The sequence below is a fragment of the Cyanobium sp. Morenito 9A2 genome (assembly GCF_024345575.1).
In the GTDB taxonomy this organism is placed as follows: Bacteria; Cyanobacteriota; Cyanobacteriia; order PCC-6307; family Cyanobiaceae; genus ATX-6F1.
The window spans coordinates 38,676-52,904 of record NZ_JAGQBJ010000010.1 but is presented as its reverse complement, the minus strand read 5'-3'; the positions used below and the strand labels follow the sequence as shown (position 1 = coordinate 52,904).

Genomic DNA, 14,229 nt, shown 5'->3' with positions numbered 1-14,229 from the left:
CTGACGCTGGGCTTCATTCAGTGGCTGGCTGGTGGCGCTCAGGCCGCCTTTCCGCTCAGGGCGGCGACCTCAGAGGCAAAGTCAGTCGCCTCTACCTCAATGCCCTCACCGAGGGTGTAGCGGGTGAAGCGACGCACCTGGATGTTCTCGCCGGTCTTGCCAGCGGCCTGCTTCACCATCTCCCCAACGGTGACGGCGCTGTCACGGATGAAAGGCTGATCAAGCAGGGCGAGTTCCTTGAGACGCTTGGCGATGCGACCCTCGACGATCTTCAGCTTCATCGCTTCTTTCTTGCCCTCGAGGTCGTCACGGCCGAGCTCGATCGACTTCTCGCGTTCGACCACCTCGGAGGGGATCTGGTCGGTGGTGACGTATTCGACGTTGGGACAGGCGGCGATCTGCATCGCCACGTTGCGTACCAGCTCCTGGAACAGCTCGCCCCGGGCAACGAAATCAGTTTCGCAGTTCACTTCCACCAGCACACCAACGCGGGCTCCGGTGTGGATGTAACTGCCCACGGCGCCTTCAGCGGCCGTGCGACCCGCCTTCTTCTCGGCGGTGGCAATGCCCTTCTGGCGGAGCCATTCGGTGGCCTTGGTGGTGTCGCCTCCGCTTTCAGTCAGCGCCTTTTTGCAATCCATCATGCCTGCGCCGGTTTTATCGCGCAGTTCCTTAACAAGCTTCGCTGAGATCTCAGCCATGGGTCGGGGTGTGGGAGGGGAAGAGGGGCCTGGGAGTCCCGTTGCGAAGGGGAAGCGACCGAGGCCGATGGGGGATGGGGCCCGATTCAGCCTTCGTCGTCGTCGCTGCGCTGATCCTGGGCGCCATGGCGACCTTCGTTGATGGCATCCGCCAGGCGACCGAGCACCAGTTGCACTGAGCGAACGGCGTCGTCGTTGCAGGGGATGGGCACGTCGGCGAGGTCAGGATCGCAGTTGGTGTCAAGCATGGACACCAGGGGGATGTCGAGCTTGCGGGCTTCAAGCACGGCGTTGGTTTCACGGCGCTGGTCCACCAGCACCACCACATCCGGCAGCCGGCGCATGTTCTTGAGACCGCCCAGGTACTTCTGCAGGCGCTCCAGCTCCCGGCGCAACACGGCCGCTTCCTTTTTCGGACGCAGGGCGATCGCACCGGAGGACTCCATGCGCTCAAGGTCCTTGAGGCGATCAATCCGTGCGCGCATGGTGCTCCAGTTGGTGAGCATGCCGCCGAGCCAGCGCTGGTTCACGTAGGCGGCGCCGCAGCGGGTCGCCTCCTGGGCGATCACTTCAGAAGCCTGTTTCTTGGTGCCCACAAACAGGAAACGCTTGCCAGAGCGGGCGGCACTACGGGTCCACTTGTAGGCGTTGTTCATGCAGACGGCTGTCTGCACGAGATCGATAATGTGAACTCCGTTGCGCGCGCAATAGATGTAGCGCGACATCTTTGGATTCCAGCGGCGCGTCTGGTGCCCGAAGTGGGCACCCGCCTCCATCATTTCAGCGAGAGTGACAACAGCCATGGTTAAAAGGTTTCGGGTTGGCCTCCACCTGCCAGGGATCGTGGGGCCCTGAGGCCTCGATCACCCGAAACATGCAGGTGTGCGGAGTGAAGAGGAACCTGACCAACCTATCAAACCGCCCGTAGCGCAGGCCCTCAGCGCAGTCCCTCGGCGCGGGCTTCGGCAAACAGGGCGCGCACACCGAGGCGGTTGAGCGGCAGCCTCAGCAGCTCCATGGCCAGGGCGGTGTGGCCCCGGCGAATCAACCAGCCCAAGAGCGGCCGCAGGCTGCGCTCATTGAGGAGACCCCCGAGGGTGAGCAGCTCCCAGAGCAGCCGGTGCAGCCAGGTGAACTGAATGATGAAACGCACCCGGCGGGTGGGGTGCTTGCGGTAGAAAACCAGGCCCATTTTTGCCCGCTCCCGCTCCACCCGGATCAGATCGTCCACCTGCTCCAGCCGCAGGGCCGGGTGCCAGTGGTAGCCAACGGCCTCGGGGCAGCGCACGAGTTGCACCCCCAATTGCCTCAGCCGCTCGCCCAGCTCGAGGTCCTCCCAGCCGTACAACCTGAAGCCCAGATCGAACAGCCCGGCGCGCTCCAGCAGTTCCCGGTCGATGGCGACGTTGCCCGTCGCGAAGTACGCCCAGGAGAGATCACTGAGCTTGTGGGGTTCGGCGCTGGGGTTTTCGAAGTTGCTGGTGTTGATCACAGCGCCGTAGGTGAAGCAGAGCCGGTTCCCTTGGCGCCCCCAGGCTGCGGAGAGGGCGCTGGCGTGGGCGAGCAGAAAGTCCGGAGTCACCACCAGATCACTGTCGATGAAGACGATCACATCGCCCCTGGCATGGGACACGCCCCGGTTGCGCCCCTCCGCCGGGCCGCCATGGTCCTGCTCGATCAGACGCACATGGGGAAAATCCCCTGCTTCCCGCTCCAGCCAGGCGATGGTGTCGTCGGTGGAGCCGTCGTCGACGAGCACTACCTCATAACCCTCGATCGGTGCCGCCAGACGCTGCTGCTCCAGCGCACGCAGGCACTTCTCGAGGATCGGCCGGCGGTTGTAGGTGGGGATGACAACGCTGAGATGCATGGAAGGGGGATCCAAGCGGTCAAAAAAAGGGGACCCCTGCGGATCCCCAGACATTGGGTTGATGGGGCCAGGCCCGGATCAATCGGCGGCGCCGCCGTTGTTGGCCGTGCCGGTCACGCCGTTGCCGGCGCCTTCACCGCGACCGTCGTTGCGCAGCTTGCGCTTCTTGAACTTGCGGGCGTAGGCGCGGTTGCGCTCCTGCTTTTCTTTCTTGAGGTTCCTGCGCTTGGACATGCGTCTCCCAGATGGGATTGAAGATCAACCTCCAGCCTACTCAACCGGCCTGTAGCGCCAGGGAGGACACCGAGAGCCGCCCGTCCTCCATCTGCACCAGGCGATCGGCCACATCGAGGATGCGCGGGTCGTGGGTGACCATCAGCACGGCGCAGCTCTGCTCACGCGCCAGACGCTGCAGCAGTTCGACCACCTCGCGCCCGGTTTGCTTGTCGAGGGCAGCGGTGGGTTCATCCGCCAGCAGCAGCTGGGGGTGGGCGGCCAGCGCCCGGGCAATCGCCACCCGTTGCTTCTGGCCCCCGGAAAGATCGTGGGGCAGCTTGCCGAGATGGTCCCCCAGCCCAACGGCCCGCAGCCATTCCCGGGCCTGGTCGCGGCGGGCGCGGTAGCTCAGATCCGGCAGCAGATCGGAGCCCATCTGCACGTTCTGCTCTGAGCTGAGACAACGCAGCAGGTTGTGACCCTGAAAAATCATGCCGATGCGGCGCCGCAGCTGCTGGCGCTGGGAGCGGCTGGAGCCGTTCAATTCCTCGCCGAAGACCTTCACCTCGCCGGCTTGCACTTGGCGCAAAGCCCCCACCAGGGTCAGCAGGGTGGTCTTGCCGCAGCCTGACGGCCCGGTGAGCAGCACCACCTCGCCCGCTTCGATGGTGAGATCGATCGACTGCAGCACCTGGCGACGCATGCTTCCCTCGCCATACCAGTGGCTCAAACCAGATACCTTGATGGCAGCAGCCATGGCTCAGAAAATCTCCGCGGGATCGGCGTCGCCCAGGCGACGCATGGCCAGGGCGGCCGAAGCCATGCACATGACCAGAATCATCGTGAACACGATCACGGCGCGATCATTGGACATGGCCACCGGCAGTTTGGTGGCGTTCTGAACCACGCCGTAGAGCAACTGTCCGGCGCCATAGGCGGGCAGGTAGCCCAGCACCGCCAACAAGAGGCCCTCGCGGGCCACAACCCCCAGGAGGGTGATCAAGCTGTATCCCATGGCCATCAAGGTGGCGTATTCAGGCAGGTGGTCGCTCACATCGGAATAAAGGATCTGGTAGACGATCACGCAGCCCACCACAAAACCCATGCCGGCGCCGAGGGTGAAGATGAAGCCGATGGCGGTGCTGCTGCGCCAGTAGTCCTTCTCCATCTCAATGAAGCCGTCCTTGGTGTAGACGATCACGTCTTTGGGCAGCTGTTGACGCAGCCGTGCGGCCACCTTCTCGGCATCAGCGCCTGAATTGAGACGGATCAGACCGAGCTCAATGCTGCCCGCTGGAGTTGAGGGCAGCAGGCTCAGGAAGGTCTCGCTGCTGGTGAGCAGATTCCCGTCGGCGCCAAAGGAGGGGCCCACGGCAAACAGCCCAGCCACCCGCAGGCGCTTGCCGGCCACCTCACTCTCTACCGTCCTGCCCTGGCGAAACCATTTCGCCACCGGGCCGAATTCGTCGCGGGAGCGCTCATCGAAAAGCACGCGCCCCTTTTGAGTAAGCAGGGTCGCTTTTTCGGAGAGCTCGGGATCAAGGAAAAGGGGATCGCCGGGCTCGAAGCCCAAGGTCAGAATCGAGCGCGTGCCGCGGGTCTGGGGGTTGCGCCAGAGCAGCAGGTTCCAATGCACAGGCGAGATGCCGGCCACCTCGGGATCGGCCAGGGTCTGCACCAGGCGCCGGCGGGGGAAGCCCGCCATGGAGATCGAGCTCTTGGTGCGCGGGCTCATCAACACCAGATCAGTGTTGAACATCTTGTGGACCGTGACACTGGCATCAAACAGGGCGTCGCGGAAACCCAGCTGCATGAACATCAAGATGCCCGCGAAGCTGATGCCCGCCAGGGCCACCGCCAGACGAACCGGCTGGCGCGTCAGCAGCAGCCACGAGAGGGGAATCCGGCGGCCACGCCAGAAGCCCGCGATCCAGCCCAGGGGATTCACGGCTCGAAGCGATTGATGGTTTTCAGGCCCGTCAACTGGCGCACCTTGGCCACGTCAGCAGGATCGAGCTGAATCCGCACTTCCACGACCCGGGCATCGGCGTCGCCCGTGGGGTCGGTGGAGACCACCACTCTCTGGCGCACCTGGGGGCTGATGCGCGCGACCGTGCCGATCAAAGTTCCCGCGAAGCCACCGTTCTCACTGGTGAGGCGCACTTTCTGGCCGAGTCGTACACGGTCGATATCGCTCTCGTAGACCTCGGCCACCGCTTCCATGCGCTCACTGGCCCCCAGCTCGAGAATGCCGTTATCACCCGGTCGTTCGCCCACCCGGGAGCTCAGCCGCAGCACGGTCCCGTCGATGGGGGCCCGCAACACGGTATTGAGGAGATCGGCCTGGACCTTGACCAGACTGGCTCTGGCCTCATCGAGCTGGCCCTTGAGCTCAATCAACTTGAGCTCTCTTGCCTCCAGATCATCGGTGGAGGTGGCCCCGCCGAGGGCGAGCTGGCGGTAGCGCTTGGTTTCGCGTTCGAGCACGGCGTAGCGCGCACTCAGGCTGGTGATGCGCGTGCGCAAGACGAGGCGATCAGCCAGCAGAGAAGGTGCATTGTCGAACCGGGCCAGGAGCTGGCCTGCTGTCACGCTCTGCCCCTCCTCCACGAACAATTCACTGATACGTGGGCTGCCGCCGAATCCGGTGATCGGCGCCGCCAACTTGCGCACGTCCCCAGCCGGCTCCAGGCGTCCGAGGGCTGACACCGCCTCACGGGCCTGGCGCTCGGCGGCCGCTGAGCGCTGCTGAGCGGCGCTGGGGGCGAGCGCTGGTTGGGGCTTGTGCTGTGCGCGCCAAAAGCCGAAGACCAGGAGGGCCAGCAGGGCAACCCCGCCACCGATCCACCAGCGGCCCTGGGCGTTCGTCAAACCGCTCAAAGGGGCCGGGGATCGTCGAACAGGAGTTCCTCGATGTAACGGTCGGCCCACTGGGGGTTGAACGCCTTCTCGAGCACCCGCCGGGTCTTGTCGTTCCGTTTCTGTTGCTGGCAATACCCCAATTGCGAGCTATGCCGCAAAACCGTACTCGGATCATCCAGTGCCTGTGGTTCGGTGGCCTCGATGGCCTCGGCGAGCACGGCGAGCAGCTGGATCACGTCGTCGCTGAACCACTGCTCTTCTTCGGCCGCCGACGGCCGCACGAAGCGAACGAAGGGGGAGAAGATCGTGCCCCAGGGGGGCAACTCCCTGGGCTGGCGGTAAGGGCGCTGGGGCAGGGCGGCCAGGGTCGCTTCGATGGCGGCGGGAAGTCGTCCACCCAGGGGGGAGAGATCCGCAATCGCCGCCGAAACTCCGGCGGGTCCGGCGACAATGTCGGCGCCGAAGATGGGAAGGTCAAAGCGGGGATCAGGGAAATACACGCAATGGAGGATCTGCAGACCGCCCCCCAGGCGCGCGGTTTCCAGGTGGAGCTTGCGCAGGCCCCGGCACTGACGGAGTTCGTTGCGGATGTAGAGGCTCTCGCCATCGAGACTGCCGCTGATCGCTTCAAGGGCGGGATCGATCGCCAGGGGAGCCAGCTCGGGCAGGGCGTTCCAGCTGCCGCGGATGCGCTCGGCAAGGGCATCGACGAGCGGATGGATGGTCGTCGTTGGCTTCACCGGGGAACAGGGGCCAGCAGAATGGTGATCCTGCCACGCTCTTCCCACCCGTTGCCCTTGCCTGCCACCCCCATGCCGACGGCTGAGGCCACCGCGGCCCAACCCACCCTCAGGCGACTGGCCAACGGGGTTCAGGTGGTGAAGTTGGAGATGGCGGACGCCCCGGTGGTATGCCTTGATTTCTGGTCGAAGGCCGGCAGCCGGCGTGAGCAGCCCGGAGAATCGGGCCTGGCCCATTTCCTTGAGCACATGGTGTTCAAGGGCAGTCGCAGCCTCGGTCCCGGGGAGTTTGACCATCGGGTGGAGTCCCTGGGCGGTAACAGCAACGCCGCCACCGGTTTCGATGACGTTCATTACCACGTTCTGATCCCACCTGAGGGGGCCGCCGAAGCGCTCGATCTCTTGCTGCAGCTGGTGCTGGAACCGCGGCTCGACGCTGATGACTTCGCCATGGAGCGTCAGGTGGTGCTCGAAGAATTGAGCCAAAGCGAGGACCAGCCCGATGAGGTGGTGTTCCAGACGTTGCTGAACCTGGCCTGCCCTGGCCACGCCTACGGGCGCGCAATCCTCGGCGAACGCGCGGCGCTGGAGCGCCATCGGCCTGAGGCAATGGCCACCTTCCACCGCCGCAACTATCACAGCGAATCCTGCTGCCTGGCCCTGGCCGGCCCCCTGGGCCATCTGGATCTGGAGGAGCGTTTGGCCGGAGGGCCCCTGGCGGATCTCGTCAGCGCCCCTGCCCAGGAACGAGCCCCCGATCTGCGACTCTCCAGCGGCAGGCACCGCCTGGAGGTGCCGCGCCTGGAGGCGGCCCGGCTGTTGATGGCCTGGCAACTGCCGGCCGCCCGGGACCATGAAGCGGTGATGGGCGGCGATCTGCTCACCACCCTGCTGGCGGAGGGGCGCCGCAGTCGGCTGGTGGCGCGCCTGCGGGAAGAGTGGCGTCTGGTCGAGAGCATCGACCTCGATCTCAATGTGCTCGAGGCGGGCAGCCTGGCCCTGCTGGAGGCGGTCTGTGAACCTGAACAGGTGGAGCAGGTGGAGCAGGGCATCCGACGGGTGTGGCAGGAGCTGGCGGACCAGCCGCCCGAGCCGTCTGAGGTTCAGCGCGCCCAACGGCTGGTGGCCAACGGCTACCGCTTTTCGTTGGAATCGAGCGCTTCGGTGGCGGGTCTGATCGGCAGCCACGCCCTCTGGGGACGCCCCCTGGATCTGGAGCATCCACTGGAGACCATCGAGCGCTGGAGCGCCGAGCGGTTGCACGCTGAATGGGTGCCACGGCTGGATCCCGAGCGCGCCTTCACGTTGGTGGCCCTGCCCGCATGAGCCCAGAGCGTTTCGCCATGCCGGGTGGATGTCCGGTCTGGGTTCAGCGGCGTCCGGGCCCTGAAATTGTCTCGGCCAAGCTGCTGATCCGCGCGGGCAGCAGCGGTGACCCCGTCGGTGGCAGGGGCCTCACCCAGTTGCTGGCGGGAGTGCTGAGCCGTGGTTGTGGGCCGTTGAACGGCGAGGCCCTTGCTGAATTGGTCGAGAGCCGTGGCGCCGGCCTGCGTTGTGAGGCCAACGAAGACGGCCTGTTGATCAGCCTGAAGTGCGCCAGCGCCGACAGCGCTGCCCTGCTGCCCCTGCTCCTGACCATGGTTCAGCGCCCCTGGCTGCAGCCCGACCAGGTGGAACTGGAGCGCCACTTGAACCTCCAGGCCCTCCAGCGCCAACGGGAGGATCCCTTCCAGCTGGCCCACGACCAGTTGCGGTTCCAGCTCTACGGCTCAGGCCCCTATGGGCACGATCCATTGGGCGTGGAGGAGGATCTGGAGCAACTGGGACCGGCGCAGCTGGCCCAGCGGCTCCCCGATCTCGGTCGCGAAGGGGCGGTGTTGGTGATCTGCGGTCAGCCGAGCGCCCCCCTGGAGCCGTTGCTGGAGCCCCTGGAAACCTGTGAGCCCTGGGCCAGCTTTGCCCCCCCACGGTGCGACGGCCCGGGGGGAACGCCCGGCGAGCGGCTGGGCCTGGTCAGCGATGACACCGAGCAGCTGGTACTCATGCTGGGCGCCACCACCGTGCCCCTGGGTGCGACCGATGCCCTTGCCCTGCGGCTGCTCCATTGCCATCTGGGGGTGGGGATGTCCAGCAGGTTGTTTGTCGCCCTGCGGGAGCAGCACGGCCTCGCCTACGACGTGGGAGTCCATGCCCCCGCCCGGCGCGGCGCCGCCCCCTTCGTGTTCCACCTTTCCAGCTCCGCCGAACGGGCCGCCGAGGCCACCACCCGGCTTCTGGATGAATGGCAGCGGCTTCTGGAGGTGCCCCTCGCTTCAGCGGAACTGGCCCTGGCACGCGCCAAGTTCCGTGGCCAGGAGGCCCTGGGGCGCCAGACCTGCAGCCAGATCGCCGATCGCCACGCCCTGATCCTTTCCCACGGTCTCGACTGGGACTACGCCGATGGTGCCCTGGCCCAAAGCAGCGACCTCACCCCGGCCGATCTTCTCGGTGCCGCCCAACGTTGGCTGGGGGCGCCGGCCCTCAGCCTCTGCGGACCCGCCCAAGCCCTGGAGGCCGCAGCCTCCAGTTGGAGACGCCACCCGCTCAGCTCAGGGCCGCTGGGGGTGGACCGCTGAGGGCCTCCAGCTGGGACGACTCCAGCAAAAAGGCACCGCGGCGAAAGCGCACGGTCAGCAGACCCCTGGTCCGCTGCCCGACCACCTGGCCGACCTCTTCGGGATCAATCAGATCAGCCGGCCGCAGCATCGGCATGGGATCGGCGCTCTTGAGGTACGCCGGGGTGCTCGTCAGCCGCACCCCATCTCCAATGGCGAAGGTGGGTGTTCCGGATGGGGAATCGACCATGGTGACGGGGCGAACCACCTGTTCAGCCGAACCTACTTACTGCAGGATGGGGGCTGCATCCCCTGGTTTGTTTGCGGGCTCTCGCCACCTGGAGCGGCGCCGTCGCCGGCCTGTTGTTGATCGTGATCGGCGGCCTGATCCAGGCCGCCGTCCCCGGCCCCGGCAGCACGGGAGGGGTTGCCCTGATTGCCTTGCCGATCACCCTGCAGGTGCCCGCCCTGCTGCTGACGGCACTGGTGTGCGGCCCCCGAGGCGCGATGCTGGCGGCCGTGGCCTACCTGTCGGTTGGGCTGTTCGAACTGCCGGTCTTCCACGGCGGAGGTGGCACCGCCTACCTGCTTGATCCAGGCTTCGGCTACCTGGCGGGGTTCTTGCCCGCCGCCTGGGTCACCGGTCGTCTGGCCCGTCAAGAGGGCATGGATGATCCCCTTGCCCTAGCGGGGGCCGCCGTCATCGGCTTGGTGGTGCTGCAGCTCTGTGGCACGGTGAACCTCCTCCTGGGCAGCCTGGCCGGTCGCTGGGGGACAGGATTGCCGCAGTTGCTGCTGAGCTACAGCCTGGGGCCCCTCCTTCCCCAGTTGCTGCTCTGTTGCGCGGTGGCTGTGCTCGCCGTGCCCCTCAGGCGGTTGCTGTTGATCGAACGCCGATGAGCTCCCAACAACGCCAACGCGGGGGGGTGCTTGTGGTGGCGGCGGCCGTCGTGGGTCTCGACCAGCTCACCAAAGCCCTCGCACTCCAGCATCTGACCCCGGGGGTGGCCCTGCCGCTGCTGCCCGGTCTGCTGCAGCGCCGCTTGGTCTTCAACACCGGTGCCGCCTTCAGTCTTTTCACCAACGCCACCCCCCTGCTGGCACTGGTTTCGCTGCTGGTGGCCCTGGGGGTCCTGATCTGGTTGCTGCGCAGTGGCCCCCTACGGTTCTGGCAGGGATGGGGGGTCGCGATGCTGCTGGGCGGAACGATCGGCAACGGCCTCGACCGCTGGCGCCACGGCAGCGTGATCGATTTTCTGGAACTGGTGCCCATCGACTTCCCAATTTTCAATGGGGCTGATGTGGCAATCAACCTCGCCGTGCTGTTCCTCCTGGTTGATCTGATCCGACCCCATGGCGCCCCCAAGCGTTGATTCTGTGAGCCACCCAACGGCTCAGGGTCTGGCGGCCGCCGGCTCAGCCCGTGCCGTTTTGGAGGTGTTTGTGCCTGGCCAGGGCAGCCGCCGGCTCCAGCTCCACAGTGGCCTGTACCGCATCGGCCGTGACCGGGGCCTGGAGGTGGTGATCGATCACCCGGCCGTGAGCAAGCAGCACGCCTATCTGGAGCTGCACGGACGTCACTGGCTCCTGCGCGACAACGGCTCCACCAATGGGCTCTGGTGGCAGGGCCGCCGCCTCACGGAGTTGCTGCTCAGGGACGGGGACGTGGTGCGTTTCGGACCCAGCCAAGAACCAGGGCTGCCTGAGGTCGCCTTCCGCCGTCTGCCATCCCCACGCCTTCCCCAGGTGGCCAGGATGCTGAGCCTGGGCCTAGGCGCCGTGGCGGCGACGGGCCTGGCCTTGCTCACCCTCTCGCTGGTGCAGATGCCCGTGCGCGGCAGCTTGGCCAACGTGCGCGGTCCCCTGGCCCTCTACGACCGCACCAACAAACCGCTCAGCTCCGCTGACTCCAGTCAGCACAGGGAAAAGGCCTCGCTCTCCGATTACCCGCGCGTGCTGGTGGATGCGTTGCTCTCCAGCGAAGACAGCCGTTTCTGGTGGCACCCGGGCGTGGACCCGATCGGGACTACCCGCGCCCTGGTGGCGAACCTGCTCGGGGGCCGGGTGCTCGAGGGGGGCAGCACCCTCACCCAGCAGTTGGCCCGCAGCCTTTACCCCGACCAGGTGGGCCAGGGGGAAACGCTCGAGCGCAAATGGCGGGAACTGCTGGTGGCCCTGCAGTTGGAGGCCCGCTTCAGCAAGAACGACCTGCTGCTGAGCTATCTCAATCGCGTGTACCTGGGGGTCGGCTGGGGGTTCGAAGACGCCTCCCGTGCCTACTTCGGCCGTCCCGCCAGCCAGCTCCAACTGGAGGAGGCGGCTCTGCTGGTGGGTTTGCTTCCCTCCCCCAATGGCAACGACCCCTGCAGCAACCCCCAGGCTGCCCTGGCCTTTCGCAACGGTGTGCTCAACAAGATGGCCGACACCGGCCGGATCAGCGCCGACCAGGCCCGCCGCAGCCGGCGCCAGCCGATTCAGCTGAGCCCCCAGGCCTGTCGCGGCGGCAGCGGCCTCCGGCCAGCGCCCTTCTACACCGACCAGGTGAGCCTGGATCTGCAGAACCTGCTCGGGGCCGACGTGGCCGCGGAAGGCAACTTCCTGGTGGAAACGTATCTGGATCCTGTGCTGCAGGCCGTGGTGGAACGGGAGCTGCGCAGGGAGCTGCAGGCCGCCGCGCCCCTGCGGGTGAGTCAGGGGGCCGTGGTGGTGCTGGATGATCGCAACGGCGGCGTGCTGGCCATCGCCGGCGGCCGCGATTACCGCTACAGCCAGTTCAACCGGGCGAGCATGGCCCTGCGGCAGCCCGGCAGCACCTTCAAGCTGATGACCTACCTGGCGGCGCTGGGCCGAGGTCAGCGCCCCAGCGATTCGATCAGCTGCGCGCCCCTGGACTGGGGCGGTCAGGCCTTCGCCAGTTCTTGCGGCGGCCGGGTCAGCCTCACCCAGGCCTTTGCGATGAGCAGCAACACCGCCGCCCTGCGTCTGGCCCGGCGGGTGGGTCTCGAGGCCGTGGTGCGCAAGGCCCAGGATCTGGGCATCACCAGCCCACTGACGCCGGTGCCCGGTCTGGCCCTGGGCCAGAGCGAGGTGCGCTTGATCGAGCTCACCGCTGCCTATGCGGCGGTGGCCAACGACGGCGTCTGGCATGCCCCCACCACGATTCGCAAACTCACCGATGCCGAAACCTGCGGCGGCCTTGAAAGTGCCCGCTGCCGCGCCTCCCGCCGCAGCGGCGCTCGGACGACCGCGGCCGGCCGGCGGGTGATCACAACCGAAACGGCTCGCCAGATGCAGGGGCTGTTGCGGGCGGTGGTGCGCAGCGGCACCGGCACGGCCGCCTACCTCGGTGGCCAGGAGGGCGGCAAGACAGGCACCACCAACGATGCCCGCGACCTGCTGTTCGTGGGTTACGAGCCCCGGCGCCACTGGGTGATCGGCATCTGGCTCGGCAACGATGACAACGCTCCAACCTCCAGCAGCAGCGCCCTGGCGGCGGGCCTGTGGAGCAGCATCGTCCGCGCCGCTGGCACGGGCAGCCTGCCCCAGTCCGCGCGGCTTTGAAGCCCCCGGCCAAGCTCTGGTGGCTGCTGGGCCTGGCCCTGGTGGTGCTGGTGGTGGTCGGTCTGGTGGTGCAGGTGCTCAACAACCTGCTCTGGCAGCTCAGCTACCTGCTGCCCAGCTGGCTGGTGGGGCCGGTGCTGCTGCTGGTGGTGGGGGGCGGCGCCCTGCTGCTGGGCCGGCTGGCCTGGCCCTGGATCAGCGGTTGGAGCCGCCCGTCGAAGGGCAAGGCTGCCGCCGCGGTCCTGGAAGCTCCCCCAGCCTCCCGCCAGGAGGCCGCCCGCCGCAACCTGGCGGCGATCGATCAGGTGCTTGATCGGGTGCGCGACGAGGTGCAACGCCAGGCCCTGCGCCAGGAGCGGGAGAGGATCGAAGCCGACCTGCAGCGCGGGGATCTGGTGCTGGTGCTGTTCGGCGCCGGCTCCACCGGCAAGACCTCTCTGATCCGCGCCCTGCTCCAGGAAGTCGTGGGCCGGGTGGGGGCGGCCATGGGCTCCACCGAGGGCTGCACCACCTACCGGCTGCGCCTGCGCGATCTCGAGCGTGGCCTGCGGCTGATCGATACCCCGGGGATCCTGGAGGCCGGGTGCGAAGGGCAAGCGCGGGAAACGGTCGCCCGCGCCCAGGCCACCCTGGCGGATCTGCTGGTGCTTGTCGTGGATGGCGATCTTCGCGCCGCGGAGATGGACGTGTTCGCGGCCCTCTCCAGCCTGGGCAAGCGACTGCTGCTGGTGCTCAACAAATGCGATCTGCGGGGGGAGGCTGAGGAGCGCAGGCTGTTGGAGTTGCTGCGCCGGCGCTGCCAGGGGAGGATCGATCCGGAGGATGTGGTGCCCGCCAGCGCCGCCCCGCAGTCGGTGCCGCTGCCGGGCGGTCGCCCCCTCCAGCCGGAGCCAGAGCTGGAGGCGCTGCTGCGCCGGCTGTCGACGGTGCTGCATCAGGACGGCGAGGAGCTGATCGCGGACAACATCCTTCTGCAGAGCCGACGGCTCTCTGAGGCCAGCCGTGAGCTGCTGGCGCGCCAACGCCACGGCGATGCCGAGTCGATCGTTGATCGCTACATGTGGATCGGGGCGGGAGTTCTGGTGATGACCCCTCTGCCGGTGCTGGATCTGCTCGGCGCCGCAGCGGTGAACGCCCAGATGGTGGTGGAGATCGGTCGGGCCTACGGCGTCACGCTCACGCGCCAGACAGCTCAGGATCTGGCGGTGTCGGTGGGCCGCACCCTGGCGAGCCTCGGGGTGATCAAAGGGGGCCTCGGCCTGATCGGCTCCGCCCTCACCCTCAACCTGCCTGTGCTGGTGGCGAGTGCGGCCCTGCAGGCCGTCGGGGCCGCCTGGCTGACGCGCATCGCCGGGCTGAGCTTCATCACTTACTTCGAGCAGGATCAGGACTGGGGGGACGGCGGCCTTCAGGAGGTGGTCCAGCGGCAATACGACCTGAATCGCCGGGATTCGGTGTTGAAGCGTTTTCTGGAGGCTGCCTTCCATCGGGTTGTGGAGCCCCTGCAGCGGGGGAAGGATCCGCAACTGCCGCCGCGACCGGAGGCCCCTCGTCCAGGATCACCGCGCCGAGGGCCTCGGGGGGAGGGGGACGCAAGGGACCGCGGGCATCGAGCACCGTGATCAGCACCAGATAAAGCGCCGCGATCAGGATCGAAAGGGCGCCGGTGGTGATCGCCACCCAGC

At 67.1% G+C, this 14,229-nt stretch carries 15 protein-coding genes; 6 read left to right on the top strand and 9 right to left on the bottom strand.

Annotated features, from left to right (window positions below):
• Positions 1 to 38: 38 nt before the first annotated feature.
• From tsf to KBY88_RS12080, 8 genes are all read right to left on the bottom strand, one after another.
• Entirely contained in the window at positions 39 to 701 is a 663-nt protein-coding gene (tsf, locus tag KBY88_RS12115) for a translation elongation factor Ts (RefSeq protein WP_254940193.1), read from the bottom strand.
• 86 nt (positions 702 to 787) lie between these two features.
• Positions 788 to 1,504, bottom strand: a complete 717-nt coding sequence (rpsB, locus tag KBY88_RS12110) for a 30S ribosomal protein S2 (protein WP_254940192.1) — start codon at positions 1,502 to 1,504, stop codon at positions 788 to 790.
• 134 nt (positions 1,505 to 1,638) lie between these two features.
• Positions 1,639 to 2,571 carry a glycosyltransferase family 2 protein gene (locus tag KBY88_RS12105; protein ID WP_254940191.1) on the bottom strand — a complete coding sequence of 311 codons (933 nt, stop codon included), beginning with the start codon at positions 2,569 to 2,571 and terminating at the stop codon, positions 1,639 to 1,641.
• A gap of 78 nt (positions 2,572 to 2,649) precedes the next feature.
• The gene (locus KBY88_RS12100) at positions 2,650 to 2,805 is read right to left on the bottom strand and encodes an Asl3888 family RNA-binding protein (RefSeq protein WP_011293689.1); all 156 of its coding nucleotides are present in this window, start codon (positions 2,803 to 2,805) and stop codon (positions 2,650 to 2,652) included.
• 40 nt (positions 2,806 to 2,845) lie between these two features.
• Complete coding sequence (locus tag KBY88_RS12095; protein WP_254940190.1) at positions 2,846 to 3,544, bottom strand: DevA family ABC transporter ATP-binding protein; 699 nt, start codon at positions 3,542 to 3,544, stop codon at positions 2,846 to 2,848.
• Between the two features lie 3 nt (positions 3,545 to 3,547).
• Positions 3,548 to 4,717 carry an ABC transporter permease DevC gene (devC, locus tag KBY88_RS12090; protein WP_254940250.1) on the bottom strand — a complete coding sequence of 390 codons (1,170 nt, stop codon included), beginning with the start codon at positions 4,715 to 4,717 and terminating at the stop codon, positions 3,548 to 3,550.
• A gap of 14 nt (positions 4,718 to 4,731) precedes the next feature.
• The gene (locus tag KBY88_RS12085; protein ID WP_254940189.1) at positions 4,732 to 5,658 is read right to left on the bottom strand and encodes an HlyD family efflux transporter periplasmic adaptor subunit; all 927 of its coding nucleotides are present in this window, start codon (positions 5,656 to 5,658) and stop codon (positions 4,732 to 4,734) included.
• A gap of 5 nt (positions 5,659 to 5,663) precedes the next feature.
• A complete protein-coding gene (locus tag KBY88_RS12080; protein WP_254940188.1) occupies positions 5,664 to 6,389 on the bottom strand; it encodes a phycocyanobilin:ferredoxin oxidoreductase in 726 nt (241 codons plus the stop codon).
• Positions 6,390 to 6,446: 57 nt separating this feature from the next.
• Here KBY88_RS12080 and KBY88_RS12075 point away from each other — a divergent pair, with 57 nt between their 5' ends.
• Complete coding sequence (locus KBY88_RS12075; protein ID WP_315858130.1) at positions 6,447 to 7,715, top strand: M16 family metallopeptidase; 1,269 nt, start codon at positions 6,447 to 6,449, stop codon at positions 7,713 to 7,715.
• Positions 7,712 to 9,004 (top strand): M16 family metallopeptidase, encoded by a 1,293-nt coding sequence (locus KBY88_RS12070; RefSeq protein ID WP_254940187.1) that lies wholly within the window; start codon positions 7,712 to 7,714, stop codon positions 9,002 to 9,004. Before KBY88_RS12075 ends, KBY88_RS12070 begins: the two co-directional genes overlap by 4 nt.
• On the opposite strand, the gene KBY88_RS12065 is transcribed toward KBY88_RS12070, so the two are convergent.
• A complete protein-coding gene (locus KBY88_RS12065) occupies positions 8,973 to 9,233 on the bottom strand; it encodes an NAD(P)H dehydrogenase assembly family protein (protein ID WP_254940186.1) in 261 nt (86 codons plus the stop codon). The two genes, KBY88_RS12070 and KBY88_RS12065, sit on opposite strands and share 32 nt — an antisense overlap.
• A 71-nt stretch (positions 9,234 to 9,304) precedes the next feature.
• On the opposite strand from KBY88_RS12065, the gene KBY88_RS12060 reads away from it, so the two are divergent.
• The 4 genes from KBY88_RS12060 to KBY88_RS12045 all read left to right on the top strand — a co-directional run bounded on the left by KBY88_RS12060 (position 9,305) and on the right by KBY88_RS12045 (position 14,166).
• Positions 9,305 to 9,883, top strand: a complete 579-nt coding sequence (locus KBY88_RS12060) for a biotin transporter BioY (RefSeq protein WP_254940185.1) — start codon at positions 9,305 to 9,307, stop codon at positions 9,881 to 9,883.
• Complete coding sequence (gene lspA, locus KBY88_RS12055; protein ID WP_254940184.1) at positions 9,880 to 10,356, top strand: signal peptidase II; 477 nt, start codon at positions 9,880 to 9,882, stop codon at positions 10,354 to 10,356. The genes KBY88_RS12060 and lspA overlap by 4 nt, the downstream gene beginning before the upstream one ends.
• 64 nt (positions 10,357 to 10,420) lie before the next feature.
• Positions 10,421 to 12,544: a transglycosylase domain-containing protein gene (locus KBY88_RS12050; protein ID WP_254940248.1), complete on the top strand. Its 2,124-nt coding sequence runs from the start codon at positions 10,421 to 10,423 to the stop codon at positions 12,542 to 12,544.
• Complete coding sequence (locus tag KBY88_RS12045; RefSeq protein WP_254940183.1) at positions 12,541 to 14,166, top strand: YcjF family protein; 1,626 nt, start codon at positions 12,541 to 12,543, stop codon at positions 14,164 to 14,166. The genes KBY88_RS12050 and KBY88_RS12045 overlap by 4 nt, the downstream gene beginning before the upstream one ends.
• The last annotated feature ends 63 nt before the right edge of the window (positions 14,167 to 14,229 follow it).

Coding starts and splice junctions, on each gene's coding strand:
- tsf (WP_254940193.1), bottom strand. CDS start 701: ATGGCTGAGATCTCAGCGAAGCTTGTTAAGGAACTGCGCGATAAAACC.
- rpsB (WP_254940192.1), bottom strand. CDS start 1,504: ATGGCTGTTGTCACTCTCGCTGAAATGATGGAGGCGGGTGCCCACTTC.
- KBY88_RS12105 (WP_254940191.1), bottom strand. CDS start 2,571: ATGCATCTCAGCGTTGTCATCCCCACCTACAACCGCCGGCCGATCCTC.
- KBY88_RS12100 (WP_011293689.1), bottom strand. CDS start 2,805: ATGTCCAAGCGCAGGAACCTCAAGAAAGAAAAGCAGGAGCGCAACCGC.
- KBY88_RS12095 (WP_254940190.1), bottom strand. CDS start 3,544: ATGGCTGCTGCCATCAAGGTATCTGGTTTGAGCCACTGGTATGGCGAG.
- KBY88_RS12070 (WP_254940187.1), top strand. CDS start 7,712: ATGAGCCCAGAGCGTTTCGCCATGCCGGGTGGATGTCCGGTCTGGGTT.
- KBY88_RS12065 (WP_254940186.1), bottom strand. CDS start 9,233: ATGGTCGATTCCCCATCCGGAACACCCACCTTCGCCATTGGAGATGGG.
- lspA (WP_254940184.1), top strand. CDS start 9,880: ATGAGCTCCCAACAACGCCAACGCGGGGGGGTGCTTGTGGTGGCGGCG.